The organism is Streptomyces sp. NPDC001410, assembly GCF_042895235.1.
In the GTDB taxonomy this organism is placed as follows: domain Bacteria; phylum Actinomycetota; class Actinomycetes; order Streptomycetales; family Streptomycetaceae; genus Streptomyces.
Genome location: NZ_JBIAWE010000016.1, coordinates 149,064 through 173,097 on the forward strand (window position 1 = coordinate 149,064; position 24,034 = coordinate 173,097).

30 protein-coding genes and 1 pseudogene are annotated in these 24,034 nt (G+C 70.7%); 12 read left to right on the forward strand and 19 right to left on the reverse strand.

Translation table 11 applies throughout. The annotated features are described in order from the left end of the window. Positions 1-47 precede the first annotated feature (47 nt). Positions 48-236 (forward strand): hypothetical protein, encoded by a 189-nt coding sequence (locus ACFY3C_RS31830; protein WP_390773228.1) that lies wholly within the window; start codon positions 48-50, stop codon positions 234-236. A 13-nt stretch (positions 237-249) separates the two neighbouring features. Here the strand turns inward: ACFY3C_RS31830 and ACFY3C_RS31835 are convergent, their stop codons facing one another. The 3 genes from ACFY3C_RS31835 to ACFY3C_RS31845 all read right to left on the reverse strand — a co-directional run bounded on the left by ACFY3C_RS31835 (position 250) and on the right by ACFY3C_RS31845 (position 3,349). Beyond that, the gene (locus tag ACFY3C_RS31835) at positions 250-1,158 is read right to left on the reverse strand and encodes a FadR/GntR family transcriptional regulator (RefSeq protein ID WP_386573748.1); all 909 of its coding nucleotides are present in this window, start codon (positions 1,156-1,158) and stop codon (positions 250-252) included. Between the two features lie 303 nt (positions 1,159-1,461). After that, positions 1,462-2,700: a GNAT family N-acetyltransferase gene (locus tag ACFY3C_RS31840; protein ID WP_390773229.1), complete on the reverse strand. Its 1,239-nt coding sequence runs from the start codon at positions 2,698-2,700 to the stop codon at positions 1,462-1,464. Between the two features lie 58 nt (positions 2,701-2,758). Next, positions 2,759-3,349 (reverse strand): aerial mycelium formation protein, encoded by a 591-nt coding sequence (locus tag ACFY3C_RS31845; protein WP_386573752.1) that lies wholly within the window; start codon positions 3,347-3,349, stop codon positions 2,759-2,761. 160 nt (positions 3,350-3,509) lie between these two features. Between ACFY3C_RS31845 and dtd the strand changes: the two genes are divergently transcribed. After that, positions 3,510-3,935 carry a D-aminoacyl-tRNA deacylase gene (dtd, locus tag ACFY3C_RS31850; RefSeq protein WP_386573753.1) on the forward strand — a complete coding sequence of 142 codons (426 nt, stop codon included), beginning with the start codon at positions 3,510-3,512 and terminating at the stop codon, positions 3,933-3,935. A gap of 33 nt (positions 3,936-3,968) precedes the next feature. Here the strand turns inward: dtd and ACFY3C_RS31855 are convergent, their stop codons facing one another. The 6 genes from ACFY3C_RS31855 to ACFY3C_RS31880 form a co-directional block, all read right to left on the reverse strand. Continuing rightward, positions 3,969-4,934, reverse strand: coding sequence for a YgfZ/GcvT domain-containing protein (locus ACFY3C_RS31855; protein WP_386573754.1), 966 nt, complete (start codon positions 4,932-4,934; stop codon positions 3,969-3,971). Positions 4,935-4,944: 10 nt separating this feature from the next. After that, complete coding sequence (locus ACFY3C_RS31860; protein ID WP_386573755.1) at positions 4,945-5,382, reverse strand: Fur family transcriptional regulator; 438 nt, start codon at positions 5,380-5,382, stop codon at positions 4,945-4,947. A 32-nt stretch (positions 5,383-5,414) separates the two neighbouring features. Then, positions 5,415-5,990 (reverse strand): FABP family protein, encoded by a 576-nt coding sequence (locus ACFY3C_RS31865; RefSeq protein ID WP_390773230.1) that lies wholly within the window; start codon positions 5,988-5,990, stop codon positions 5,415-5,417. Between the two features lie 228 nt (positions 5,991-6,218). Further along, entirely contained in the window at positions 6,219-7,166 is a 948-nt protein-coding gene (locus tag ACFY3C_RS31870) for a hypothetical protein (RefSeq protein WP_390773231.1), read from the reverse strand. Continuing rightward, entirely contained in the window at positions 7,163-7,933 is a 771-nt protein-coding gene (locus ACFY3C_RS31875; protein ID WP_386573759.1) for a hypothetical protein, read from the reverse strand. The genes ACFY3C_RS31870 and ACFY3C_RS31875 overlap by 4 nt, the downstream gene beginning before the upstream one ends. Continuing rightward, positions 7,930-8,691, reverse strand: a complete 762-nt coding sequence (locus ACFY3C_RS31880) for a hypothetical protein (RefSeq protein WP_390773232.1) — start codon at positions 8,689-8,691, stop codon at positions 7,930-7,932. The genes ACFY3C_RS31875 and ACFY3C_RS31880 overlap by 4 nt, the downstream gene beginning before the upstream one ends. 102 nt (positions 8,692-8,793) lie before the next feature. Between ACFY3C_RS31880 and ACFY3C_RS31885 the strand changes: the two genes are divergently transcribed. Next, positions 8,794-9,156 (forward strand): DsrE family protein, encoded by a 363-nt coding sequence (locus ACFY3C_RS31885; protein ID WP_094217032.1) that lies wholly within the window; start codon positions 8,794-8,796, stop codon positions 9,154-9,156. 10 nt (positions 9,157-9,166) lie between these two features. Here the strand turns inward: ACFY3C_RS31885 and ACFY3C_RS31890 are convergent, their stop codons facing one another. From ACFY3C_RS31890 to ACFY3C_RS31925, 8 genes are all read right to left on the reverse strand, one after another. Further along, positions 9,167-9,430, reverse strand: coding sequence for a DUF3099 domain-containing protein (locus ACFY3C_RS31890; protein ID WP_386573761.1), 264 nt, complete (start codon positions 9,428-9,430; stop codon positions 9,167-9,169). An 89-nt stretch (positions 9,431-9,519) separates the two neighbouring features. Continuing rightward, positions 9,520-9,807 (reverse strand): DUF1416 domain-containing protein, encoded by a 288-nt coding sequence (locus ACFY3C_RS31895; RefSeq protein ID WP_145875861.1) that lies wholly within the window; start codon positions 9,805-9,807, stop codon positions 9,520-9,522. Between the two features lie 45 nt (positions 9,808-9,852). Next, positions 9,853-10,698: a sulfurtransferase gene (locus ACFY3C_RS31900; protein WP_390773233.1), complete on the reverse strand. Its 846-nt coding sequence runs from the start codon at positions 10,696-10,698 to the stop codon at positions 9,853-9,855. Between the two features lie 132 nt (positions 10,699-10,830). After that, positions 10,831-10,911, reverse strand: a complete 81-nt coding sequence (locus ACFY3C_RS31905) for an Ms5788A family Cys-rich leader peptide (protein ID WP_350751515.1) — start codon at positions 10,909-10,911, stop codon at positions 10,831-10,833. A gap of 198 nt (positions 10,912-11,109) precedes the next feature. Then, on the reverse strand, positions 11,110-11,847 hold the full coding sequence (locus tag ACFY3C_RS31910; protein WP_390773234.1) for a DUF2993 domain-containing protein: 738 nt from the start codon (positions 11,845-11,847) through the stop codon (positions 11,110-11,112). Positions 11,848-12,079: 232 nt separating this feature from the next. Continuing rightward, a complete protein-coding gene (locus ACFY3C_RS31915; protein ID WP_390773235.1) occupies positions 12,080-13,300 on the reverse strand; it encodes a hypothetical protein in 1,221 nt (406 codons plus the stop codon). Between the two features lie 4 nt (positions 13,301-13,304). Further along, a complete protein-coding gene (locus tag ACFY3C_RS31920) occupies positions 13,305-13,559 on the reverse strand; it encodes a MoaD/ThiS family protein (RefSeq protein ID WP_094217022.1) in 255 nt (84 codons plus the stop codon). Between the two features lie 59 nt (positions 13,560-13,618). After that, complete coding sequence (locus ACFY3C_RS31925; protein WP_390773236.1) at positions 13,619-14,491, reverse strand: alpha/beta hydrolase; 873 nt, start codon at positions 14,489-14,491, stop codon at positions 13,619-13,621. Positions 14,492-14,672: 181 nt separating this feature from the next. Between ACFY3C_RS31925 and ACFY3C_RS31930 the strand changes: the two genes are divergently transcribed. From ACFY3C_RS31930 to ACFY3C_RS31955, 6 genes are all read left to right on the forward strand, one after another. Further along, a complete protein-coding gene (locus ACFY3C_RS31930) occupies positions 14,673-15,452 on the forward strand; it encodes a winged-helix domain-containing protein (protein ID WP_386573780.1) in 780 nt (259 codons plus the stop codon). 97 nt (positions 15,453-15,549) lie between these two features. Next, positions 15,550-16,572 carry a LacI family DNA-binding transcriptional regulator gene (locus ACFY3C_RS31935; RefSeq protein WP_386573781.1) on the forward strand — a complete coding sequence of 341 codons (1,023 nt, stop codon included), beginning with the start codon at positions 15,550-15,552 and terminating at the stop codon, positions 16,570-16,572. Between the two features lie 166 nt (positions 16,573-16,738). Then, positions 16,739-17,752, forward strand: a complete 1,014-nt coding sequence (locus ACFY3C_RS31940) for a S1C family serine protease (RefSeq protein WP_390773237.1) — start codon at positions 16,739-16,741, stop codon at positions 17,750-17,752. A 28-nt stretch (positions 17,753-17,780) separates the two neighbouring features. Further along, positions 17,781-18,005 carry a hypothetical protein gene (locus tag ACFY3C_RS31945; RefSeq protein ID WP_386573783.1) on the forward strand — a complete coding sequence of 75 codons (225 nt, stop codon included), beginning with the start codon at positions 17,781-17,783 and terminating at the stop codon, positions 18,003-18,005. Between the two features lie 87 nt (positions 18,006-18,092). After that, on the forward strand, positions 18,093-18,827 hold the full coding sequence (locus ACFY3C_RS31950) for a response regulator transcription factor (protein ID WP_390773238.1): 735 nt from the start codon (positions 18,093-18,095) through the stop codon (positions 18,825-18,827). Then, positions 18,824-20,302, forward strand: a complete 1,479-nt coding sequence (locus tag ACFY3C_RS31955) for a sensor histidine kinase (RefSeq protein ID WP_390773239.1) — start codon at positions 18,824-18,826, stop codon at positions 20,300-20,302. The genes ACFY3C_RS31950 and ACFY3C_RS31955 overlap by 4 nt, the downstream gene beginning before the upstream one ends. Here the strand turns inward: ACFY3C_RS31955 and ACFY3C_RS31960 are convergent. Beyond that, the gene (locus ACFY3C_RS31960; protein ID WP_390773240.1) at positions 20,277-20,636 is read right to left on the reverse strand and encodes a hypothetical protein; all 360 of its coding nucleotides are present in this window, start codon (positions 20,634-20,636) and stop codon (positions 20,277-20,279) included. The two genes, ACFY3C_RS31955 and ACFY3C_RS31960, sit on opposite strands and share 26 nt — an antisense overlap. Continuing rightward, positions 20,633-20,980 (reverse strand): DUF6247 family protein, encoded by a 348-nt coding sequence (locus ACFY3C_RS31965; RefSeq protein ID WP_390773241.1) that lies wholly within the window; start codon positions 20,978-20,980, stop codon positions 20,633-20,635. Before ACFY3C_RS31965 ends, ACFY3C_RS31960 begins: the two co-directional genes overlap by 4 nt. Positions 20,981-21,241: 261 nt before the next feature. Between ACFY3C_RS31965 and ACFY3C_RS31970 the strand changes: the two are divergent. The 3 genes and pseudogenes from ACFY3C_RS31970 to ACFY3C_RS31980 all read left to right on the forward strand — a co-directional run. After that, positions 21,242-21,538 (forward strand): annotated as a pseudogene (locus ACFY3C_RS31970) (pectate lyase); the annotation flags it as partial. 63 nt (positions 21,539-21,601) lie between these two features. Further along, on the forward strand, positions 21,602-22,897 hold the full coding sequence (locus ACFY3C_RS31975; protein ID WP_390773242.1) for an ATP-binding protein: 1,296 nt from the start codon (positions 21,602-21,604) through the stop codon (positions 22,895-22,897). Further along, a complete protein-coding gene (locus ACFY3C_RS31980; protein ID WP_390773243.1) occupies positions 22,894-24,018 on the forward strand; it encodes a tetratricopeptide repeat protein in 1,125 nt (374 codons plus the stop codon). The genes ACFY3C_RS31975 and ACFY3C_RS31980 overlap by 4 nt, the downstream gene beginning before the upstream one ends. Positions 24,019-24,034 lie beyond the last annotated feature (16 nt).

Below are 24,034 nucleotides of genomic sequence, written 5' to 3' on the forward strand. Positions count from 1 at the left end.
TTGGTTGCCAACTTGGTCAAGTTGGCAGGCCGAAAGGGGGAACCACCATGCCCGTCCTCGCACTCCTCTGCGCCGTCTTCGTCGTCGGCTTCGAGCAGCTCGTCCAGTGGAAGTACGGCGCCGCCGGCATCGTCGGCCTGCTCCTGCTCTCCGTCGGCATCAAGGCCAAGAGCCCGGCGGTCAGCTCCGCCGGGGCCGTGCTGCTCGCGGTGCTCCTCGCGGGCCCCGCCCTCTGATCCCGGGCCTTCGCTACGTCAGCACCAGCTCCGAACTGATCGTCTCCCACAGTGCGTTGAACCACAGGTGGGACTGCTCCACGAACGTGGTGTCACGCAGGTCGCCGCCCTGTTCGAAGGCGAACAGCAGCGACCGCGTGCCCTCGGCGTCGTACAGCTGCAGCTGCTCGTGATCGATCTCCCGCTCGCGGCGGCTGAGCGTGTAGTACGCGAACAGCGCCTCGGACCCGTTGAGCAGATACAGCTTGACCGGCGGCGTGAACGGCAGCGCACGGAAGGAGACGCGCACATCGATGCGGTGCGTGGTGCGCAGCGCCTCCAGGTTGTGCCGCAGCACCTGGCCCTGGGCGTTGCGCTGGGCCAGCCAGCGCCGGTGCAGCAGGCCGCCGTCGGAGGCGTCCACCGGGGCGGGGAAGGCGAGATCGATGTCCCGGCTGGGCAGCAGCACCCGGACGTCGATCTTGGCCGGTTTCAACTGCCCGGCGTGGATCTGGCGCAGCGCGACACCCAGAGCCAGCGTGAGCGAGACCGAGGTCAGACAGAGGGCGTCTATCTCGACGTGCGGGGCGGCGAAGGCGGCCGCGATGCGCGGGGCGAGGCCCACCATGGTGGGCTGCGGCACCGCCGGGACGGTCACGGGGCGGGCGTGCTCCTCGGGCGCGGCCACGGTGGCGGGGCTGCCCTTGGACACGTTGGTGAGCAGGCGCTCCGACTGCAGGATCCGCAGGGCCTCCCGTACGGCACCGCGCTCCACGCCGAACTCGTCGGCCAGCTTGGCCTGGGTGGGCATGCGCTGACCCGGTCGCAGCACACCGGAACGGATCCGGGCGCGCAGTTCGTCGGCCACCTCGCGATGTGACGTGCGTGACCGCTGTGGCCTCTTCCGTTCACTGGCGGAGGCGTGTTCCGGGTCCACGAACAAACACTACAACTTCTCGCCATCTTCCGGCAGTTCACGGAAAGGTGGTTATGAGCCGCATCCAAGCGGAGATAAGTACAGTGAAGTTGGTCGCCAACTTGAACAACATGGTCGAGCTTCCCCAGTGGTTGGCCGATCGGGCTCCCTTCCGGAGGGGAGCCGGGAGCCCGGGCAGGGGGCGGCCACCGGAGCGCACAGTCACAACTGAACAGCCGGCACAGCCACAACTGAACACGGTCATGGCACAGCCACAACTGAACAGCCAGCTACGGATGCACAGTCAGCGCCGGCCGGACGAGGGGAGCCTCAGAAGATGTCCGGGCACCACGGTCGCCCGGACGTGCGAAACAGGGCGTCGGCCTTCCGGGCGGCGCCCTCTCGTTCTTCCCGGACCCGGCCGAGCGCCGCGAGCCGCACCAGGGACTCGTCCCCTAGCCAGACCGCGGCCAACTCGCCCACCGGCAGCGTGAGATCGACGGCGGCGCCGCCCGCCGGAGTGCAGGACGCACCCTCCGGCGAGGCTTCAAGACGGAACCGGCCCCCGGCCAGTCCGCCCGCGTCCACGACCTCCAGCACCAGCGAGCCCGTCCCCTCGTACGTCCGCGCCTCCAGGGCCCGTACGACGTCCAGGATCCGCACCCACAGCCAGTCCGCGTGGTCGGTGACCCGGGCGGCGCGCGGGTCGGGCAGGAAGAACGGCAGCAGGTCGTCCGGGCCGCGCCAGCCGCTCTTGACCTTGGTGATCCAGTCGATCGAGCACAGGTACCGCCACAGGGCGCGCTCGGCCGCGGGGGTCGTGGCGAGCAGCCAGCTGACGTCGGCGGTGTTGTGCGGCTGCTTGTCGTGCCAGTTGTCGTCCGACCGGTACGACACCAGGCCCTCGACCTCACCGGAGGCGGAGCGGTACACGGCGAAGAACGGCTCGGTCCAGTCCTTGATGAAGAGCACGGTGCCGGTGATCTTCTGCCACCACAGCTCGTCCCGGCTCACCGCACCGGGCTGGGCACGGCGGACCCGCTCGTGCAGCTCCGGGCCGAGCTTGCGGAGGTCCTCGCCGTCCACCAGGTCGATCCGGCCGCCGTCCTCGGGGCCGGACCAGCGCGGGTCGAGACCCGCCCGGGGCACCTCGACGGTCCACTGGGTCGTCCAGGTCGCCGGACCGAAACCGTAGCGGCCGTAGATCGGGTACTCCGCCGCGATCAGGGTGGCGATGACGTCACCGCGCTCCTTCGCCGCCGCGAGGTCCCGGCTCATCATGCGGGTCAGCAGGCCGCGGCGGCGGTGGGTGGGGGTGACCGTGACGTTGGAGATGGCGTTCGCGGGGACGAGCGCACCACCCACCGCGGTGAGTTCCTGGGCGAAGGAACGGAAGGTCGCCACGCAGCGGTCGCCGTCGAACGCACCGAGCACGCGGGAGGACACGCACTGCCGCCGGTGGGCCTCGATCTGGTCCTCGTTCGGCCCCGGTTCTCGGAGGAACCCGGTGTTCAGGGCGCGCAGCCAGCCCTCGAAGTCGGCCTCGGAGACGGTGCGTACGTCGGTCATGGAGCCACCGTAGGCACCCTCCGGACGGCGTGTCGCCCCAATTTCAGCCCGCCATCCCTCACATCAGCAGATCGTCCACCTGTGCCTCGCCCACCCGGTAACGGCGGGCGATCTCCCCGCTGCAGTCGTCGGTGATGCGCTGCAGCCGCTGGCGGCGCCGGGAGACCTCCTGCTCGTAGCGGACCAGGCGGCCCATGGCGGTGGTCAGTTCCAGGTCGGTGCGGGCCTTGAGGTCCGACAGCTCGACCTCGCCGAGCATCTCCGCGGCCAGCAGCCGGTACTCCTCGTTGTGCGGGGTGCCGAGCGTGACATGACGGGCCGAGGAGCGCTGCCGGGCCGGGGCGTCGGTGAGGATCTCCGGGAGCCGCTCCACCACGGAGGCGTCGGCGGGCGCCGGCACGGACGCCCGGCCGCGCCGGGCCAGTTCCGCGCGCAGGATGTCGATCCGGCCCTGCAGCAGCCGCCGCACATAGCTGAGGTCCGCCTCGTCGCGCTGCGCGTCACGGCGCAGGACGCGCAGTTCGGGCAGACTCAGCCGGGCCAGGTCGTGCTCGGGCGGCTCCGCGGGCAGCGACGGGCCGGACGGGCCGTCGCCGCGCTGCGCGGGCGGCCGGAACGTCTCCAGCCGCCCGGAAATCGGTGTGCTCATGTGCGTGTGACCGTCCCCTCGACCGGCGTGTGGAAGCATCGTGCCACCCCAAGTGGCAGCTATGTGACCGAGTGCCCCCGAACGGCCCCAGATGGGGGCTTAAGGAGCAATAATGGACCGCCTGTGACCACGGCCGGGGGCACCCGGCATGATGGTCGGCATGCGTGCGGTGGTGCAGAGAGTGGACGGCGCGAGTGTCGTCGTGGACGGCGAGACGGTGGGCGCGATCGAGGGCGAGGGCCTGTGCGTCCTGGTGGGGGTGACCCACGAGGACACCAAGGAGAAGGCGGCCCAACTGGCCCGCAAGCTCTGGTCGATCCGCATGCTGGACGACGAGAAGTCCTGCTCGGACATCGACGCCCCGCTGCTCGTCATCAGCCAGTTCACCCTCTACGGCGACGCCCGCAAGGGCCGCCGCCCCACCTGGAACGCGGCGGCCCCCGGCGATGTCGCCGAGCCCCTGGTCGACGAGGTCGTCGCCCAGCTGCGCGCCCTGGGCGCGACGGTGGCCACGGGCCGGTTCGGGGCCCAGATGCGGGTGTCGCTGACGAATGACGGGCCGTTCACGGTGCTGCTGGAGATCTAGCGCCGCGAAAGCCGACGGCGCTGCCTCGCTGAGCTACGGCTCGACCACGACCTCCTGCGCGGCGGCCGTGTCTCCGGCCAGGAGCCTCGCGTCGGTCGGGACGTTGCGCTTCACCAGGGCCAGGGCGATCGGGCCCAGTTCGTGATGGCGCACCGACGTCGTCACGAAGCCGATCTTGCGGCCGTCGGGGCCCTCGTCCGCGAGGCGGATCTCGGTGCCGTGGACCGGCAGGTGGACCTCGCTGCCGTCCAGGTGCAGGAAGACCAGGCGGCGCGGCGGCTTTCCCAGGTTCTGCACCCGGGCCACCGTCTCCTGGCCGCGGTAGCAGCCCTTCTGGAGGTGGACCGCGGTGCCGATCCAGCCCAGCTCGTGCGGGATCGTGCGGTGGTCGGTCTCGAAGCCGACGCGGGGCCGGTGGTGCTCGACACGCAGCGCCTCGTGGGCGAGCAGGCCCGCCGCGGGGCCGGACTCGGCAGCGAAGGACTCCAGGTCGGCACGGGGCAGGAAGAGATCACGGCCGTACGGCGTCTCGCGTACGACGACGCCCTTGGGCACCTCGGCGATCGAGCCGGCCGGCAGGCTGACGACCGCGAAGTCGGCGGTGCGGTCGGCGACCTCGACCCGGTAGAAGAACTTCATCGACTCCAGGTACGCGAGCAGCGCCTCCTGGGTGCCGGGCTCCACATGGGCCCAGACCGTCGTCCCGTCGTCCACCAGGTACAGCGCGTGCTCGATGTGGCCGTGCGCGGAGAGGATCAGTGCCTCGGTGGCCTCGCCCGCGGGCAGTTCGCTGACGTGCTGGGTGAGCAGCAGATGCAGCCAGCTGAGGCGGTCCTCGCCGGACACGGTGACCACCCCGCGGTGGGAGAGGTCGACGAATCCGGTGCCGTCGGCGAGGGCGCGCTGCTCGCGGAACAGGTCGCCGTAGTGGGCGGCGACGCCTTCGTCCACACCCTCGGCGGGGACGGCGCCGGGCAGGGACAGCAGAGGGCTCTTCATACGGGTAAGCCTACGACTTGGTACTTGAACCCTTGAGCGAACAGTCCTGGCAGCGGCCGAAGATCGCGAAGTGCTTCATGTCGGTGTCGAAGCCGAACTGCCCCCGCAGCTTGGCCGTGAACTCCGCGGCCACGTCCACGTCGGCCTCGATCACGTTCTCGCAGTCGCGGCACACCAGGTGCAGATGGTGGTGGCGGTCGGCGAGGTGGTAGGTGGGCGCACCGTGGCCGAGGTGGGCGTGGCTGACCAGGCCCAGCTCCTCCAGCAGCTCCAGCGTGCGGTACACGGTGGAAATGTTGACCCCCGACGCGGTCTTCCTCACTTCACCGAGGATGGCGTCGGGGGTCGCGTGCTCAAGGGTGTCCACGGCTTCGAGCACGAGTTGCCGCTGCGGCGTCAGCCGGTAGCCGCGCTGCCTGAGGTCGCTCTTCCAGTCGGTGCTCACCACACTGGAAAGTCTAGAGCCACCCGGCGGAAGGCCTACTTGAAGAAGGCGATGCCGTCGTCGGGCAGGTCGTCCGGGAGGGCCTTGGCCCAGCGCTCGACCTCCTCCGGGGTGACGACCTTCTTCAGGTGGGCCGACATGTAGGGGCGCAGCTCGACCTCGGGGGTCTGCTTCTCGCCGACCCACATGAGGTCGCTCTTCACGTAGCCGTACAGGCGCTTGCCGCCGCTGTAGGGCCGGGAGACGGCCGTGCGCGCCACGGCGTCCGTGACCAGGTCGATCTGCGGCTTCTTGTCAGCCAGCTCGCCGTACCAGATCTCGATGACGCCGTCGTCGCGGGTCATCGTGACCTCGACCTTGCGGCCCGCGTCGATCCGCCAGAAGCCGGACTCCGACTCCAGCGCACGGACCTTGTTCCCGTCGTTGTCCAGCACCCAGGTGTGGGAGTGGTACTCCAGGAAGTCCCGGCCGTCGTGGGTGAAGGTGACCTCCTGCCCGAAGTTGCACTTCTCCGAGCCGGGGAAGTCGTGGACGCCCGCGCCGGCCCAGTTACCGAGCAGGAAGGCGAGGGGGACCAGGTCCTTGTGGAGGTCGGACGGGATCTCGATCATGAGCGGCAGTTCCTAGGTGGGGGTCAGCGCTGGCCCTGGTACAGCTTCTTCACGGTCAGCCCGGCGAAGGCGAGGACGCCGACGCAGACCAGGACCAGCAGGGTTTCGAAGAAGATCTCCACGGGTGCTCCTTGAGCGAGGGTGGGCGTACGACAGAGCCGGGCCCCAGCTTACGCGGCCGGGGCCCGGGGCTCCCGGTCAGGTATGCCCTCGGGCGTCCCCCCGGGATCAGCCGAGCAGCTGGCTCTGCAGGACGACGGTCTGCTGGAAGGGGACGGCGGGTGCGGTCCCCTTCCGGGACTGCAGGATCACCGCGAAGACGTCCCCCGCGGCGACGTAGGCCTGCCGGACCTGCTCGGCGCCGTACGGCTTCGACTCGACGTAGGCGGTGCGCTCGACCCCGGAGACGGCGGCCCGCTCGGGAAAGCCCTCGTCGTAGACGGCCTCGCCGGAGCCGCGTACCTGGTAGGCCGGGGTGCTGTAGGCGACGTTGTCGCTCGCGAACTGGTTGTCCACGACGTTCGCCGTGCCGAACTGCAGCAGGTAGATGCGGGTCCGGGTGCCGTCCGGGGTGGTCCAGCCGCGGGCCGCGATGTGCCGCAGGCCGTTGTCGACGAGCTTCTGCCGCAGCTCGTCCCGCTCCTCCTTGACGGCGTACTCCGCCAGGTAGTCCTTCGTCGCCAGCCAGCCGTCCGCGCCGCGCAGCGCCTTGTCCTCCTTCGCGCCCGCGGGCGCGGGCAGGAGCAGGGCGCGCAGGTCGGCGTAGTGGGCGCCGGCCGGGTTCGCGTCGGCGAACGGCCCGGGGCTGCCGGAGGGCAGCGGCGGCCTGGTCAGCTCCGGGTAGTCCCAGCGGCCATCCGAGGCGGTGGCCAGCCCGGGGACGTCCGTCCGGTCCATCCGGGTGATCCCGTACGCCGTCCCCGCCCCGGCCACCGCGAAGACCACGACGGCCGCGGTCCAGCGCAGGACGGCCCGCAGGGCGCGGCGGTCCTTGCCGGGGGCCGGGGCCTGGGTCTCGGCCTCGGCTCCTGCTTCAGCTTCGGCTTCGGCTTCGGCTTCGGCTTCGGAAAGGGCCGGTGCCACGGGCTGCTGCGGGACGGTCGCGGTCGTCATCTCCGGCGCCGTCTCAAGTGCCGTCTCGGGTGCCGTCTCCGGTGCCGTCTCCTGCTCGCTCATACGGCCTTCCCCGGTTCGGCGATGCGGTCGAGTTGAGTGGTCATGAGCTTCGCGACTCCGTCGGCGTCGAGCGACTTCGGGCCGTCCGCGGTGGCGGTGACCAGGATGTCGCCGACATAGCCGGAGCAGAGCATCATGCCGAGGTCCTCATCGGAGCCCTTGGGCGAGCGGAAGCACTTGGCGTCCTCGTGGCCCTTGATCTCCGGGCCCGCGCGCAGGCCGCTGAGACCCTGGAGCACCTGGTTCATGGACGTGGCCGTCCTGCGGACCGCATCCCGGTCCTCCATCCGGGACAGCACCACGTTCACCGAGTAGATGTTCTCGTTCCACAGGTAGGCCTCCGACTTCGCGCTGAAGTAGCTGCGCATCGCCATGCCCGTGATGTGCTGCCGGTCGATCTGCTGCTCCAGTCGCCTGCGCAGCGAGCGGGGAAAGCCGCTCACCGACTCCTTCCGCAGGGCTGTGGCCTGGGCTCCGTCGAGCTGAGCGTCGGAACCGAACTGTCCGATGTCGGGGCCGCGGCTCCAGGTGTCGGTCCCGTACGGCACGAGCATGCCGGCGAGCCCCATGCGCGACTTGGCCCGGTCCTTGTCGGCCTTGGCCTTCGGGAACTTCCACCCGGGAGCGCCCGCGTCGCGGTCGGCGCCCTGCACGGTCACGACGGTGTAGCCCACCCCGGCGACGACGGCCCCGGCCAGCAGCACGGAACCGACGACGGCGGCGACACGGCGGCCCCGGCGGCGGGGCTCGTTCTGGTTCTCGGTCACAGCCGCTCCATCTGCCGCTCGGCCAGGCCCGTGATCGTCTTCTTGGCGATCGGCTTGGTGCCGTAGATCCAGATCTCCATCGCGATGTCCCCGCGCCAGGCGTGCGCCTCGGCGCTGTAGAACGGTGCGCGATTGTCCACGTACGCCCTGCCGTCCCCGGTTCCGCGGATGCTCCAGCTGTCGGTCGGGCGCGCGGACTCCGCGCCGTCCTGGAGGTTGTGGGTGGCGTCGGAGGCTGCCATGGAGTCCTCCTGCCGGTACTGGACCAGCCGGATCTGCACGGTGTACGCGGTGCCGACCTTCCAGCCGACGACGGCCGCCCGGCGGAACTGGTCCGTCACGAGCGAGCTGAACTTGTCGCCCGGGTCGGTGTACTCGTCGGCGTACGCGGCCAGGTCCATCCAGCCGTCCTTGGGCACCCAGTCCAGCTCCCGCGCGCCGCGCGGCTTCGCCAGCAGCAGCTTGCGCAGGTCGCCGTCGGTCCTGACCTTGCGGTCCTGCGCGGCCGAGAGCGGTTCGACCTCGCCCTTGGCCTGCTCGATCACCGGCTGGGAGAGCGACGGCAGCTTCGTGGGCTCGCGGTCGGCCTGGACGAGGTACCCGGCACAGGCGCCGGCGACCAGGCCGAGCAGGGCGGCGGCGCCGATCAGCCGGGGCGTACGGCCGCGCCGGCGGGGCCGGGACGGGGCGGGCGCATCCGGCACAACCGATGCGTCCGGCGCGTCCGGCGCGTCGGACCTCTCTTCTGTTACTTCCAAGACGTCTCCCTGATCACGGGAAGCGTGGATTCCGTCATCCGCGCGCACAGGAGACTCATGGCATGTGCATGGAGTTGTAAGGGAAAGGATTACGATTCGGCCATGGCGAAGAAGCTCGTGATCAAGGTGACCGCCGGGGCCGACGCACCCGAGCGCTGCTCACAGGCGTTCACGGTGGCGGCGGTGGCCGTGGCCAGCGGGGTCGAGGTCTCGCTGTGGCTGACCGGGGAGTCGTCCTGGTTCGCACTGCCGGGGCGGGCCGCCGAGTTCGAACTGCCGCACGCCGCGCCGCTGCCGGACCTGATCGACTCGATCCTCGCGGCCGGCCGCATCACGCTGTGCACGCAGTGCGCCGCCCGGCGCGAGATCACCGAGAAGGACGTCCTGGAGGGCGTACGCATCGCGGGCGCGCAGGTCTTCGTACAGGAGGCCCTGGGGGACGAGACGCAGGCGCTCGTTTACTGAGCAGCCCGTCTCACGACCTGGGCCGCTTCTTCCCGTCCAGCTCGTCCCACCACTCGTCGGACTGCGGGTCCCCCGAGGGGTCGTCCCACCAGCGGTCGTCGGGCCCACGCCGGTTCGCGATCATCGCGGCGACCGGCGGGATGATCATGGCGACCACGCACATGCCGACCGCCGCGGGGATCGACCAGAGACGCACGACTGCCCAGGCCAGGACGAAGAGACCGATGCAGGTCCCCATCATGGCGAGGTACACATGACGTCGCCTTGAGAGCACAACTCCAGGGTAGGTCCGGGCAGGCCGAAGGGCCGCACCCCAGGCGTCCAACCCGGGGGGTGCGGCCCTTCGGCCGGTTCTGAGGTTGCTCAGACCGCGATCGCGACCTCCGCGAGGCCGCCCTTCTGGGCCACGACCGTGCGGTCGGCGGTGGCGCCGGGGACGAGGGCGCGGAGGGTCCAGGTGCCCTCGGCCGCGTAGAAGCGGAACTGTCCCGTGGCGGAGGTGGGGACCTCCGCGGTGAACTCGCCGGTCGAGTCCAGCAGACGGACGTAGCCGGTCACCGGCTCGCCGTCGCGGGTCACCTGACCCTGGATCGTGGTCTCACCGGGCTTGATCGTCGAGGCGTCGGGGCCGCCGGCCTTCGCTCCACACATGTCTTTCTCCAGAGGGGTCTGACCAGAAGGTCGGGTCGGGAAGGGTTACTTGTTGGCGCCGAGCTCGATCGGCACGCCGACGAGGGAGCCGTACTCGGTCCAGGAGCCGTCGTAGTTCTTGACGTTCTGGACGCCCAGCAGCTCGTGCAGCACGAACCAGGTCAGGGCCGAGCGCTCACCGATGCGGCAGTAGGCGATCGTGTCCTTGGCGAGGTCCACCTTCTCGTCGGCGTACAGCTCCTTGAGCGCGTCGTCCGACTTGAAGGTGCCGTCGTCGTTGGCGTTCTTCGACCACGGGATGTTGCGGGCGGTCGGGACGTGGCCCGGACGCTGCGACTGCTCCTGCGGGAGGTGGGCCGGGGCGAGCAGCTTGCCGGAGAACTCGTCGGGCGAGCGGACGTCGACGAGGTTCTGCGAGCCGATGGCCGCCACGACCTCGTCGCGGAAGGCGCGGATCGAGGTGTCCTGGGCCTTGGCCTTGTAGTCGGTCGCGGCGCGCTCGGGCACGTCGGCGCCGTCGACCAGCTCGCGGGCGTCCAGCTCCCACTTCTTGCGGCCGCCGTCGAGGAGCTTGACGTTCTCGTGGCCGTAGAGCTTGAAGTACCAGTAGGCGTACGACGCGAACCAGTTGTTGTTGCCGCCGTAGAGGATCACCAGCGTGTCGTTGGCGATGCCCTTCTTCGACAGGAGCTTCTCGAAGCCCTCCTGGTCGACGAAGTCGCGGCGGACCGGGTCCTGCAGGTCCTTGGTCCAGTCGATGCGGATCGCGTTCTTGATGTGGTTCTTCTCGTAGGCGGACGTGTCCTCGTCCACCTCCACGATCGCGATGCTGGGGTTGTCCAGGTTGTCCTGGACCCAGTCGGCGTCGACGAGGACGTCGCTGCGGCTCATGCTCTTCTCTCCTCCGGGGCAGTTACGGCGAGGCGTGCGAGTGCGTACGGGTACGGCTCCGGTTCGTCCGGAGGCGCACGGGTGCCCTTCCATCAGGGCGGGGGGTGAGATGCGGAAGTCGGGGACTTTCGCTCAGAAGGGGCGACAGAGCATGGCGGCAACGCGGCACAGGTCGACTGCCCGCCGCTTCGTGAGATCCGCCTGTCGCTTCATGGCCCCGATCGTAGGGACGTCCGGGCGGGCGTGTCACCGGCGTGTCGGAGTGTGAGACGAGATCGTCCGAATATTGGGACAAGAAAGCGCCCGGGGCGTCGCGGGACGGCCTCCGGGCGCTTGCGCCAGTCAGTGCTTCTGCGGTACGGACGGGAGCGTCTCGCCTATCGGACACTCGCCGTTCAGTCGGCTGTCGTACTACCCCGCAAGCCGGACGTTCGAACCCTTCACGCTGATCTCCACGCCGTCCTTGGCCGCCTGCACCTTGTCCAGCTTGATGCCGCCGGGGAGCTGGTCGATGGCCTGCTGGAAGTCGGTGATCTGGCGGATGCGGTTCTCGGCGATCGCGGCGGCGCCCAGCTTGGGCAGGCTGTCCGCGTGCACCCGGACCCTGTCGTTCTCGACGGTCACCGAGCTGAGGACGGGCACCGTCTGCTTGAGCCCGACCGACGCGACGGTCCCCTCCACCATGACCTTGATCTTGCCGTTGCCGCCGTCGGAGAGGCCGACGACCCGGGCGGTGATCCCCGGGGCGACCTCGGTGGGCTCGGACTTGGCGGTCTTCAGCAGCTCGTCGTACGAGATCGTCGCGGTACCGGTGGCGGACGCCGCGGTGGCGGAGCTGTAGTCGCCGGAGAAGTCCACGCCCTTCATGTCGGCCTGGAGGTCGTCGATGCGGATGGTCTTGCCGTCGGTGCCGGTGGCCGCCTCGTAGTCCTTGATGCCGACCTCGACGTCGTCCAGGGAGCCGCCCGCGACCTGGGTGAGGAAGGGAAAGCCCTTGATGTCCACGTCCGGGGTCGACGCCAGGTTCTCGGTCGCCCTCAGCTTGTCCGCGGCCTCGCCCTCGGCGAAGTGCACGGCGACGCGATCGGCGATCACGAAGAGCCCGCCCAGGATCACGACGAGGATCAGGATTATTCGCAGGGCGCGCATGTGGTGGTTCCCCCGGGTCGACGACGGTGTCCAGCTACGCCACGGTAACCCTGCGGGGCTCGGCGGGTCTGGATTGTGGATCACTTGTGACAGGGCGCCGTGGGCGGGGGCGGGGGCGGGGGCGGGGTTGCGCCGTGGGAGTCCGGGTTCGACGCCGGGTACAGGTGCGTTGTGGCTGGTCGCGCAGTTCCACGTACCCGCAGCCGGGGACGCTCCCCAGACCCAACCGCGCCTAGCCCAGGGCACGCCCCAGTACCCACACCACCGGCGCCGCAGCCGACAGGGGAAGGGCCACGCCCGCCGTGAAGTGGACGAAACGGGACGGGTAGTCGTAGCTGGCGACCCGGTGGCCGATCAGGGCGCAGACCGCAGCGGCCGCTCCCAGGACTGAGCCCTTCGCGCCGAGGCCGGTCATGCCGCCCACGGCGATGCCCGCGCCGGCGGCGGCCAGCACCGAGACCACGACCGACGCCGGGGTCGGCAGCGGCAGCGCGCGGGCCAGGATCGCCACGGCCACCGCCGCCGCGCCCACCGAGACCGCGTGCGGGTCGGCGGCCAGGTAACCCGTCGCCAGGACCGCGAGGGCCGAGGAGGCGACCGTCGCCATCAGGCCGTACATCCGCTCGTCCGGCGAGGCGTGCGAGCGCAGCTGGAGGACCAGGGACAGCAGGACCCAGACGCCGAGCGGGCCGAGGATCGCGGCCGGCGCGTTGTCGCGGCCCGCGGCCAGGACCGCCACGTCCGCGGTGAGCGCGCCCAGGAAGGCCAGCGCGATGCCCTGGCGGGCGGGCCACATGCCGTTCAGCCGGAACCAGCCCGCCGCCGTCACGGCCTGGAGCAGCACCAGCGGTACGACGAGGGCGTACGAGGCGACGGGGGCCGCCGCGGCGAGGAGCAGGCCCAGCCCGGCGGTGAGCAGGGCCGGCTGCATGCCGGGCTCGATGATCGGGGAGCGGCCTTCCAGGCGGGCCCGCTGTGCGTCGGTGATGCGGGAGTTGCCGGAGAGGGTGGCGGGGCCGTAGGCGGGATCTGCCTCGGAATCGCCCTCGGGTGCAGGCGCGGGCGCGGGCTGCGGCTGCCGGTACTGCTGCTGCGCGGGCTGCGGCTGCGGGTACTGCTGCGGCTCGGGGGCCGGTGCCTGCGGGGCGAACGGCTCCTGCGCCGGCAGGTACGCCGTCTCCGCCGCGTGCACATGCCCGTGCGTCTGCGTCTCCCAGGTCTGGCCCTGCCACTGCTGGGTGTGCTGCGGGTCGTACCCCGTGTGCGGGTACGCGTCGGCGTACTGGTCGTACCCGGCCTGGGGCTGCTGCCCGGGCCAGGCCTGTGGCGCAGCCTGGTGCTGATGCTGTTGTTGCTGGGGCTGGTGCTGGTGCTGGTGCTGTCCGTACGGGTCGTAACCCTCGTACCCCTCGTACCCCTCGTACGGCCCGCCCTGATACGGCTGGTCGCTCAACGCCTCATCCTCCTGCGAACGGCGGGAGCACCTCGACCGTGCCGCCCTCGGCCAGCCGTACCGTCTCATGCGCGCGGGTCCCCACGGGGTGACCGTCGACGATGAAGGAGCATCGCTGCAGGACGCGCGTGAGTTCACCGGGGTGTCGCTCACGCACCGCGGCGAGCGCGTCGGCGAGGGTGGCCGCGTCGTACGGCTCCTCGGCGACCTGGGCCGCGGCCTTGGCAGCGGCCCAGTAGCGGACCGTGACCTTGGGCATCTGGTTCCTCAATCGACGACAAGAGAAGTGACAAGAGACTAGGTACGGACGGTGTCAGGCTAAGGCACCCCGGCGGCGCTGGAACGCGCGTGCCCGTCGCCCCAGTCGCCGATCCGGGCCAGCAGGGCCTCGTCCGCCGCGTGCTCGGCATGGCCCATGCCGGGCTCCAGCCAGAGTTCGGCGTGGTCACCGGCCGCCTCGGCGAGCATCCGGGGGTGGTCGAGGGGGAAGTAGCCGTCGCGGTCGCCGTGCACGATGAGCAGCGGGGTGGGGGCGATCCTCGGGACCGCCTGCACCGGGGAGAGCGGCACCGGGTTCCACTCGCGGTGGTGGATACGGGTGCGCAGGCCGTAGCGGCCGACCAGGCGGCCCTCGGGGCGGGTGACCAGCCAGTGCAGTCGGCGCATGGGGGCCGTGCCCCGGTAGTACCAGCGCGCGGGGGCGCTGACCGAGACCACCGCGTCGACCGTGCCCGGGTACAGGGCCGCGTGCCGCAGCACCACCGAGCCGCCCATGGAGAAGCCGACGGTCACCACGCGCGCGTGCCCGAAGCCGCGCGCCCACTCCACCGCGGCGGCCAGGTCCAGCACCTCCTTGTCGCCGACCGTGGACCGGCCGCCCGAGGCCCCGTGGCCCCGGAAGGAGAAGGTGACGACGGCGCCGTAACGGGCGAGGACGCCCGCCGCCCTTCGTACATGCGGCCGGTCCACGTCCCCGGTGAAGCCGTGGGCGATCACGAACACCAGGTCGCGGGAGGGTGGACGTGAGGTGTCCGGCGCCGCTTCGTATACGACCGCTGCCGGGTTGTATACGGAATCGACCGGAACTCCGTCGGCCGTGCACAGAAACGTCCTGTTAGGGCCCCGTCTGCCTGTCTCGGGATTCGGACGAACGGTGGAACGTGCCGCATGACCTGCCGGACGGTTGCTCATGTGGGCTATTCTGCTGGGCAGAGGACTCGGGCAGCGTAGCCCCCGGGTCCTTTTGTGCTTTCGGAAGCGTTGTATACGAAGCGGGAAACCTCCGGTGACCGCGGGTGTACGGGGCCTTCGGGATCGCAGAGCAGTGCCGCACCGCACACGTCCTCGCAGGGACCGAGGAGGAACCAGACGTATGAGTTCTCTGCTGCTCCTGACCAACGCCCTCCAGCCGTCGACGGAGGTGCTGCCCGCGCTCGGCCTGCTCCTGCACAGCGTGCGGGTCGCCCCGGCCGAAGGCCCCGCCCTGGTCGACACCCCGGGCGCCGACGTCATCCTCATCGACGGCCGCCGCGACCTGCCGCAGGTGCGCAGCCTCTGTCAGCTGCTGCGCTCGACCGGCCCCGGCTGCCCCCTTCTCCTCGTCGTCACCGAGGGCGGCCTGGCCGCCGTCACCGCCGACTGGGGCATCGACGACGTCCTGCTCGACACCGCGGGCCCGGCCGAGGTCGAGGCCCGGCTCCGGCTCGCGATGGGCCGGCAGCAGATCGTCAACGACGACTCCCCGATGGAGATCCGCAACGGCGACCTGTCCGTGGACGAGGCGACCTACTCGGCCAAGCTCAAGGGCCGGGTCCTGGACCTCACCTTCAAGGAGTTCGAACTCCTCAAGTACCTCGCCCAGCACCCGGGCCGCGTCTTCACCCGCGCCCAGCTGCTGCAGGAGGTGTGGGGCTACGACTACTTCGGTGGCACCCGGACCGTCGACGTGCACGTACGGCGGCTGCGCGCCAAGCTCGGCCCCGAGCACGAGTCGCTGATCGGGACCGTCCGGAACGTCGGTTATCGATTCGTTACGCCCGAAAAAGGCGACCGGTCCGGTGACGGCTCCAAGGCCAAGGCGGACCCGGCAAAGGCGGAAGATACGGGCGCATCGGCCGTCCTGGACGACTCCGAGGTCCACGCGGACGCATAGCGGAGGCATGGGACCCGCTTGTGCGGGGCATTGCTACCGCACAGTCGGCATGCGATACGCCCTGCCCAGAGCGGGTCCATCCGCGTAGACTCCGCGCGTGGCCAAGGTGACTCGGGATGATGTGGCACGGCTGGCTGGGACCTCCACCGCCGTTGTCAGTTATGTCATCAACAACGGACCCCGGCCGGTCGCCCCGGCCACGCGCGAGCGTGTCCTCGCTGCGATCAAGGAGCTGGGGTACCGGCCCGACCGGGTCGCCCAGGCGATGGCGTCCCGGCGCACCGACCTCATAGGCCTGATCATCCCGGACGCCCGCCAGCCCTTCTTCGGCGAGATGGCCCACGCGGTCGAGCAGGCCGCGTCCGAGCGCGGAAAGATGGTGCTCGTCGGCAACACCGATTACATCGGCGAACGCGAGGTGCACTACCTGCGCGCGTTCCTCGGTATGCGGGTGTCGGGCCTGATCCTGGTCAGCCACGCGCTGAACGACCTCGCGGCCGCCGAGATCGAGGCCTGGGACGCCCGGGTGGTGCTGCTGCACGAGCGCCCGGAGGCCATCGACGACGTCGCCGTCGTCACCGACGACCTGGGCGGCGCCCAGCTCGCCGTACGCCACCTGCTGGAGCACGGCTACGAGTACGTCGCCTGTATGGGCGGTACGGCCGAGACGCCGGCCGTGGGCGACCCGGTCTCCGACCACGTCGAGGGCTGGAAGCGGGCCATGGCCGAGGCGGGCATCTCCACCGAGGGCCGCCTGTTCGAGGCACCGTACAACCGCTACGACGCCTACCGCGTGGCCCTGGACCTCCTGTCCGGTCCGAACCGGCCGCCTGCCGTCTTCTGCTCCACCGACGACCAGGCGATCGGCGTACTGCGGGCCGCGCGCGAGCTGCGCCTCGACGTGCCGGGCGAGCTGGCGGTGGCCGGGTTCGACGACATCAAGGAGGCGGCACTCGCCGACCCGCCGCTGACGACGATCGCCTCGGACCGCTCGGCGATGGCCCGGGCCGCGGTGGACCTCGTCCTGGACGACGGGCTCAGGGTGGCGGGCTCGCGGCGCGAGCGGCTGAGGATCTTCCCGTCCCGGCTCGTGGTCCGCACGAGCTGCGGCTGCGTCTGAGCCCTGCACGAGGCCGAGCCCTGCACGAGGCCGAGCGCTTCATGAAAGGTTCGTGAGAGCCCGGCCCGAGGCGCGGGAAGCCTCTTTATATCGGGCAAACGAGGTTCTGCCGGGCTTCTCAGGGAGCACTCAGGAAGCTCTCATGGTTCCGGGACATCCTCCTTTCATGACCGAGAGCCAGGGCGCATACAGCCCTCAGCCGCACAGCTACTCCGCTCCCGTGAACCCCGAGTGGCCGCCCCCGCCGCCGTACGAGCCCCCGACGGCCACGATGCCGGCCCCCGAGCCGGGCCCCGCGCCCAGGCGGGGGCGCACCCGCGGCCCGATAGGGCTGCTCGCGGCGGTGGCCATCGTCGCGGCCGCGGTCGGCGGCGGCACGGCCTACGCCTTCCAGGAGCTGACCGGCAAGGACACGGTCGACTCCACCGGTACGACCACCACGGTGGTCCCCTCCAGCAAGAAGGGCGACGTCGCAGCGATCGCCGCCGCGGTCAGCCCGAGCGTGGTCGAGATCCAGGCGACGCTCGGCAGCGGCTCGTCCACCGGCTCCGGCGTGATCATCACCGGTGACGGCGAGATCGTCACCAACAACCACGTCGTCTCCGGCGCCACCTCCGTCAAGGTGCGCACCAGCGACGGCAAGAGCTACACCGCCGAGATCGTCGGCACCGACAGCTCCAAGGACCTCGCGCTGATCAAGCTGAAGGGCGCCTCCGGTCTGAAGGCCGCCGCGCTCGGCAACTCCTCGAACGTCCAGGTCGGCGACTCGGTCGTGGCGATCGGCTCCCCCGAGGGCCTGACCGGCACCGTCACCAGCGGCATCGTCTCCGCGCTCGACCGCGACGTGACCGTCTCCACGGACGAGAACCAGGGCCAGAACCAGGGCGGCGACGGACAGTGGCCGTTCCAGTTCGGCGGCCGCGAGTTCAACGGCGACACCGGCTCGTCCACGACCACCTACAAGGCGATCCAGACGGACGCCTCGCTCAACCCCGGCAACTCCGGCGGCGCGCTGATCGACGCGAACGGCAACATCATCGGCATCAACTCCGCGATGTACTCGTCGAGTTCGCAGTCCTCGTCCTCGTCGGACGCGGGCAGCATCGGCCTGGGCTTCGCGATCCCCGTCAACACCGTCAAGTCCGACCTGGCCAAGCTGCGGGCGGGCTCCACCAGCTGACCCCCCGCGAGGCACGAGGGAGTACGTCATGATCAAGCACGTTTCGCACCAGGCCTCCGGCACCGGTCCGGCCGACCTCACCCTGGCCCTCTCGGTCGCGCACGCACTGCACGCGCCGGTCCCGCGCGCCCCGGAGGTGCCGCCGGTCCCCCAGTTGATGGGCCTGCGCACCCCCGCCGGCCGCCCGCACCGCCGCAAGGTGCCGCTGCACCGTCTCTCCGCGTTCCGCGAGCTGACCACGCTGGGCGCCTGAGCCCGGCACACGTGCCCGGCGGCCTCGACTCGTGCGAGGCTGAGAGACACCCGTCCACGACCCACCGCACCCCGAGGAACGCGAGCGATGAGCCCCGCCGAAGGCGACCGTGACCCCCAGCGCATCCTGATCGTCGACGACGAGCCCGCCGTCCGCGAGGCGCTCCAGCGAAGCCTCGCGTTCGAGGGGTACGACACGCAGGTCGCCGTCGACGGCGCGGACGCGCTGGACAAGGCCCAGGCCTACAAGCCCGACCTGGTCGTCCTGGACATCCAGATGCCCCGCATGGACGGCCTGACCGCCGCCCGCCGCATCCGGGGCGCCGGCGACACGACCCCGATCCTCATGCTCACGGCCCGCGACACGGTCGGCGACCGGGTGACGGGCCTGGACGCCGGGGCCGACGACTACCTGGTCAAGCCCTTCGAGCTGGACGAACTCTTCGCCCGTATCCGCGCCCTGCTCCGCCGCAGCACCTATGCGTCGGCCGTGTCCGCCGAGGCCCTGGAGGACGAGGCGCTGACCTTCGCCGACCTGCGCATGGACCTCGCGACGCGCGAGGTCACCCGGGGTGGCCGCCCGGTAGAACTGACCCGCACGGAGTTCACCCTGCTGGAGATGTTCATGGCCCACCCGCGCCAGGTCCTCACCCGTGAGCAGATCCTCAAGGCGGTGTGGGGCTTCGACTTCGAGCCGTCGTCCAACTCCCTGGACGTCTATGTCATGTACCTGCGCCGCAAGACGGAGGCCGGCGGCGAGCCGCGGCTCGTGCACACGGTCCGGGGCGTGGGATACGTCCTTCGCCAGGGCGGCGCGGAATGAACAGGCTGGTCCGCAGCTACCGGACCCTGCCGATCCGGGCGCGACTGGCGATGCTGGTGGCGTCGGCGGTGGCGTTCGCGGTGGCCGCGGTCTCGGTCACCTGCTGGTTCATCGTGGAGCGGAAGCTGTACGACCAGCTCGACAACGATCTGCAGAAGGCCTCCTCGCCCCAGCGGTACGGTGACGCGATGTCCACGCTGGAGTCGTGCCCGCAGAAGCCGAGCGGGTCCGACCTCGGCGGCTTCCACATCCACAGCAGCTACTACCAGCTCATGAAGCGGGACGGCACCGCCTGTGTGTTCGCGAACTCCGAGGGCCGGGTGAAGACCACCGACTCCGACATCGCCGTCATCGCCGACGCGGCCGCCCGCGACGGCGTACTGCACATGAAGTTCCTCAGGCGCAACGGCACCGACTCCGAGGGCAACGCCGTACGCGTGCTGACCCAGCCCCTGACCGTCACCGGTACTCCGGGCACTCCGCCGCAGCTGGTTCCGGACGCGGCTCTCCAGGTCGCGATACCGCTGAAGAACACCCAGAAGACGCTCAACGACCTCGCGCTGATCCTCCTCATCGTCTCCGGTATCGGCGTCGTCGGGGCCGGTGCGGCGGGCCTCGCGGTGGCCCGTGCGGGACTGCGGCCGGTCGACAAGCTCACCGAGGCCGTCGAGCACGTCGCACGGACCGAGGACCTGAGTGTCCGCATCCCCGTGGCGGACGACAGCGAGGACGAGGTCGCCCGGCTCTCCCGCTCCTTCAACTCGATGACCACAGCCCTGGCCGGCTCCCGCGACCTGCAGCAGCAGCTCATCGCGGACGCCGGCCATGAACTCCGTACCCCCCTCACTTCCCTCCGCACCAACATCGAGCTGCTCACCCGAAGCGAGGAGACGGGCCGCCCGATCCCCCCGGAGGACCGCAAGGCGCTCCTCGCCTCGGTGAAGGCGCAGATGACGGAGCTGGCCTCCCTGATCGGCGACCTTCAGGAGCTGTCCCGCTCGGAGGGCCAGCGCGGCGAACGTGTCCAGGTCGTCGCCTTCCAGGACACGGTCGAGGCCGCCCTGCACCGGGCCCGGCTGCGCGGACCGGAGCTGACGATCACGGCGGACCTGAAGCCCTGGTTCGTACGCGCGGAGCCCTCCGCCCTGGAGCGGGCGATCGTCAACATCCTCGACAACGCGGTGAAGTTCAGCCCCGAGGGCGGCACGATCGAGGTGCAGCTGACCGACGGCGTGCTGACGGTACGGGACCACGGCCCCGGCATCCCCGCCGACGAACTCCCGCACGTCTTCGACCGGTTCTGGCGCTCCCCTTCGGCACGAGCGTTGCCGGGCTCGGGCCTGGGCCTGTCCATCGTGGCCCGCACGGTCCAGCAGGCGGGCGGCGAGGTCACCCTCGCCCACGCGGACGGCGGCGGCACGGTGGCGACGGTACGGCTGCTGGGGGCGGCTACTGCTCCGCCGGAGGTTCCGTAGGGGGTTCGGTTCCGAGCCAGAAGATCTCTTCCACCACAATCTGCGGATCTTCGGTGCGGGGTACGAAGGTGTACTTCAGCCAGCCGTTTTCGTTGTCGAAGAAGAGGGCACGAGCGCCCTTCGGCTTACTGGATCGGACAGGCATGACCTGCATTCCGTCGGGAAGGCAGGCATCAGTCTCGATGCCTCGGAAATACGGATCCTTCGCTGTGACCAGTTCGGCGCGCGCAGCGTAAACCATTTGCTGTGCATGCGCAGGTAGAGCTTCGAGGGCAGCAAGAGCATCGAGCCGCCAGTCCATCTGCCAAGGCGGCCCCGTAAACCCGTCGGTCACTCGCCGGGCTCCAGTCCTTGCACCCGGTGGCGAATCTTCGCCGCCTCTTCGAGGAGGGCGATCGCTTCGGCGTTGTCGGTGGACTCTGCGGCCCGGAGTTCGAGATCGTGCACGTGTGCGTCCAGCTCGGGATCCCGGGCCATGGCGTACTCGCCCCACCAGAAGGCCACGAACGCGGGCACAGGGCCTACGTTGTATGCGTCGGCACTCGCCCTCTTCCAGTGCCTGTCGAAGTCAGGGAGCAGCTCAGGCGTGTGCTGGGCGATGGCCTCGCGCAGCGCCTTCGGCGTCCGCTCGGGCATGGGAGGGACGACCGACTCGGATTCCGCAGCGTGAGCAGCCATGACCGATGTCCTCCTTCGACGCGCCGTGTCTACGACCATAACCGCCTTGCACCTTTGCCATCAGGAGTTCGTGACCCGGCCGCCCCCTCGGCCGCAAGACCCACGATGGCCGAGGCACAGCCCCCGAAGCGGCACACCTGCCAGCGATCACCCGAACGTGTGCACACCGGCCAACCCACCGTTCAGCCCAGGTCGGCAACCTTTCCCGCCCCCGCGGCAACTCCAGTTCACCCCACACGACCATCGGGACTGGAGTCGCCCATGAGCCCCCGCACCCCCCGCCACCGCCGGCGCCGCAAGGCCCTCGCCGTCGGGCTGCCTCTCGCGCTGATCGCGGCCGGGTCCCTGGCCTACGGCCTCTTCGGTGCCGGTACCCAGCCGAAGGCCTCCGCCGCCACCGCCGCCACAGCCGTGCCCGCCTGGGCCACCGCCACCGCCGACGGGTTCGCCTCCGTCGACGCCCTGGGGCAGAAGGGGACGTACGGCGGGCGCGGCGGCCGGATCGTCATCGTGAAGACCCTTGCGGATCTTGAGAAGTACGCGACGGCCACCGACCCGTGACTGGTCACCGGCCGCCTCCTGACCGAAGGCGGGGCCGTGAGGGTCCGTAGGGTATGGCCCATGCCGGAAGACTCCCCGCTGATTCAGAGCCTGCGTACGGCAGTTGCCGCCACGCCCACCGACGTACCCCTGCGACTGCACCTCGCCGAGCTGCTGCTGAACGACGGCCGGCCGGACGCCGCCATCGCCGAGGTGGCGTTCGCGTTGCAGCACGCGCCGGGGGACGCACACGCGCGGCAGCTCATGGCCCGCGCCATGGGAGTACCGCAGCAGCCGGCCCCGCCCGCCGAGCCGGGGCCGGCACCCGCGGCGGCACCGCCTGCCGCACCTGCCCCGGACGCCCCTGCCTCCGGGGCCCAGGGCGGGTTCGACTGGCGGGCCGCCGAGCAGCAGGTCGGGGATGCCGTACCGCCCCGCTTCACCGAGGCCCCGGCCCGGGCCGACGGCGACGACGACCCCGGGGACGCCGAGGCGTGGGACGTCGAGCGGCCCGGTGGGGTACGGCTCGCCGACGTCGGCGGGATGCAGGAGGTCAAGGACCGGCTGGAGGCCGCCTTCCTCGCACCGCTGCGCAACCCCGAGCTGCGCAAGCTGTACGGAAAGAGCCTGCGCGGCGGGCTGCTGCTGTACGGTCCGCCCGGCTGCGGGAAGACGTTCATCGCGCGGGCGATCGCCGGTGAACTCGGCGCCGGTTTCCTGTCCGTGTCGGTCAACGACGTGCTCGACATGTGGATGGGCAACTCCGAGCGCAACATGCACGAGATCTTCCAGACGGCCCGCCGGCAGGCCCCCTGCGTGGTCTTCCTGGACGAGCTGGACGCGCTCGGCGCCAAGCGCAGCCGTACCGGGCACAGCGGGATGCGCAACACCGTCAACCAGCTGCTCACCGAGCTGGACGGCATCGACTCCGCCGCCAACGAGGGTGTGTTCGTGCTCGCGGCCACCAACGTCCCCTGGGACGTGGACAACGCGCTGCGCCGCCCCGGCCGGCTGGACCGCACCCTGCTCGTGCTGCCGCCGGACGCCCCGGCCCGCGAGGCGATCCTCCGCTACCACCTGCGCGAACGCCCCATCGAGAACGTCGACCTGGCCAAGCTGGCCAAGGTCACCGACGGCCTGTCCGGCGCCGACCTGGCCCATCTGTGCGAGGCGGCCGCCGAGCGCGCGCTGCTCGACTCGGCCCGCACCGGCACCGTCCGCATGATCGGCATGAAGGATCTGCTCGGCGCGGCCAAGGAGGTCAGCCCGTCGGCCGACCCGTGGTTCGCCTCCGCCCGGAACGTGGCGATGTTCGCCAACGAGGGCGGCGTGTACGACGACCTGATCGCCTATCTGAAGAAGAGGCGCAAGCTGTGACGACCGTGCATCCGGCCCTGGAGCGGGCCGACGCGCTCTACGAACTGCGGCGGTACGACGAGGCCAAGACGGTGCTCGGGCAGCGGCTCGCGGAGGATCCGGAGGACGTCCGGGCCTGGGTCAGGCTCGCCCGGTGCCATCTCCGCCTGGAGAACGAGGCGGACCAGGCGCTGGAGGCAACCGAACGGGCGCTCGCGCTCGCCCCCGAGGACATACCGGCGCTCATCCAGCGCGCCTACGCCCTGCAGGCCGTGGGCGGCCGCTTTCCGGAGACCGAGGGCGTCCTGCGTGAGGTCATCCGTCTCGACCCGGAGTACTGGGTGGGATACGCGATGCTCGCCAACTGGCTGTTCCGCATCAGGGCCATCAAGTTCGGGCAGGCCAACGGCGGACAGGTCACCCGGGAGGCCATGGACCGCTTCCTCCAGGAGTCGGCCGAACTGGCCCAGCAGGCCATCCGCCTGGCGCCCGAGGAGGTGTTCGGCTACGAGGTGGCGTGGCTGATCGCCGACATGGGCGGCAACCGGACCGTCGCCGACCAGATGGACCAGGCCATCCTCCGTCTCGACCCGAACCACCCGCAGGCCCTGGCCCGGCAGACCAAGAAGAACGCCGACACACCCGGCGTCAAGGCCGCCGAGGCCGCCACGCTCTACGCCGACGCCCTCGCCGTCGCCCCGGACTCGGCGACGATGCAACAGGGCCTGGACGACGCCTCGTACCGGCTGCTGCGCGGAGTGCGCTGGCTCGCCGTGCTGTGCGTCGGCCTCGCCGCCGCCGGACTCGACCTGTTCACCACCGACGGCCACACCCAGCGCGCCCTGCCTCTTCCCCTGGGCCAACGGCTGTGGGACCTCGTCCCCATGACTGCCATCTGGGCCGTGGGTGCCCTGCTGCGCTACCGCCGGCTGCGCATGGGAGTCCGCTACAACCTCCGTTCCCTGATCAACCGCCGCCGCTGGCCCCGCATCGTCCTGGGCCAGGCCGCCTGGGCGATGCTCTGTGCCCTGCTTCTCACCCAGGTGCCATGGACGGACCGGGCCTTTCCGCAGATCATCTTCTGGGCGGGGCTGGTGCCGACGGCGGCCACGATCTGGTTCGACCGGCGGAAGAGGACCTGAGGCAGCACACGGAGGC

Excerpts from the sequence above, each read along its gene's own strand:
- ACFY3C_RS31830 (WP_390773228.1), top strand. The coding sequence starts at position 48 with ATGCCCGTCCTCGCACTCCTCTGCGCCGTCTTCGTCGTCGGCTTCGAG.
- ACFY3C_RS31840 (WP_390773229.1), bottom strand. The coding sequence starts at position 2,700 with ATGACCGACGTACGCACCGTCTCCGAGGCCGACTTCGAGGGCTGGCTG.
- ACFY3C_RS31845 (WP_386573752.1), bottom strand. The coding sequence starts at position 3,349 with ATGAGCACACCGATTTCCGGGCGGCTGGAGACGTTCCGGCCGCCCGCG.
- dtd (WP_386573753.1), top strand. The coding sequence starts at position 3,510 with ATGCGTGCGGTGGTGCAGAGAGTGGACGGCGCGAGTGTCGTCGTGGAC.
- ACFY3C_RS31855 (WP_386573754.1), bottom strand. The coding sequence starts at position 4,934 with ATGAAGAGCCCTCTGCTGTCCCTGCCCGGCGCCGTCCCCGCCGAGGGT.
- ACFY3C_RS31865 (WP_390773230.1), bottom strand. The coding sequence starts at position 5,990 with ATGATCGAGATCCCGTCCGACCTCCACAAGGACCTGGTCCCCCTCGCC.
- ACFY3C_RS31870 (WP_390773231.1), bottom strand. The coding sequence starts at position 7,166 with ATGAGCGAGCAGGAGACGGCACCGGAGACGGCACCCGAGACGGCACTT.
- ACFY3C_RS31885 (WP_094217032.1), top strand. The coding sequence starts at position 8,794 with ATGGCGAAGAAGCTCGTGATCAAGGTGACCGCCGGGGCCGACGCACCC.
- ACFY3C_RS31895 (WP_145875861.1), bottom strand. The coding sequence starts at position 9,807 with ATGTGTGGAGCGAAGGCCGGCGGCCCCGACGCCTCGACGATCAAGCCC.
- ACFY3C_RS31900 (WP_390773233.1), bottom strand. The coding sequence starts at position 10,698 with ATGAGCCGCAGCGACGTCCTCGTCGACGCCGACTGGGTCCAGGACAAC.
- ACFY3C_RS31905 (WP_350751515.1), bottom strand. The coding sequence starts at position 10,911 with ATGAAGCGACAGGCGGATCTCACGAAGCGGCGGGCAGTCGACCTGTGC.
- ACFY3C_RS31910 (WP_390773234.1), bottom strand. The coding sequence starts at position 11,847 with ATGCGCGCCCTGCGAATAATCCTGATCCTCGTCGTGATCCTGGGCGGG.
- ACFY3C_RS31920 (WP_094217022.1), bottom strand. The coding sequence starts at position 13,559 with ATGCCCAAGGTCACGGTCCGCTACTGGGCCGCTGCCAAGGCCGCGGCC.
- ACFY3C_RS31925 (WP_390773236.1), bottom strand. The coding sequence starts at position 14,491 with ATGAGCAACCGTCCGGCAGGTCATGCGGCACGTTCCACCGTTCGTCCG.
- ACFY3C_RS31930 (WP_386573780.1), top strand. The coding sequence starts at position 14,673 with ATGAGTTCTCTGCTGCTCCTGACCAACGCCCTCCAGCCGTCGACGGAG.
- ACFY3C_RS31940 (WP_390773237.1), top strand. The coding sequence starts at position 16,739 with ATGACCGAGAGCCAGGGCGCATACAGCCCTCAGCCGCACAGCTACTCC.
- ACFY3C_RS31945 (WP_386573783.1), top strand. The coding sequence starts at position 17,781 with ATGATCAAGCACGTTTCGCACCAGGCCTCCGGCACCGGTCCGGCCGAC.
- ACFY3C_RS31950 (WP_390773238.1), top strand. The coding sequence starts at position 18,093 with ATGAGCCCCGCCGAAGGCGACCGTGACCCCCAGCGCATCCTGATCGTC.
- ACFY3C_RS31955 (WP_390773239.1), top strand. The coding sequence starts at position 18,824 with ATGAACAGGCTGGTCCGCAGCTACCGGACCCTGCCGATCCGGGCGCGA.
- ACFY3C_RS31965 (WP_390773241.1), bottom strand. The coding sequence starts at position 20,980 with ATGGCTGCTCACGCTGCGGAATCCGAGTCGGTCGTCCCTCCCATGCCC.
- ACFY3C_RS31975 (WP_390773242.1), top strand. The coding sequence starts at position 21,602 with ATGCCGGAAGACTCCCCGCTGATTCAGAGCCTGCGTACGGCAGTTGCC.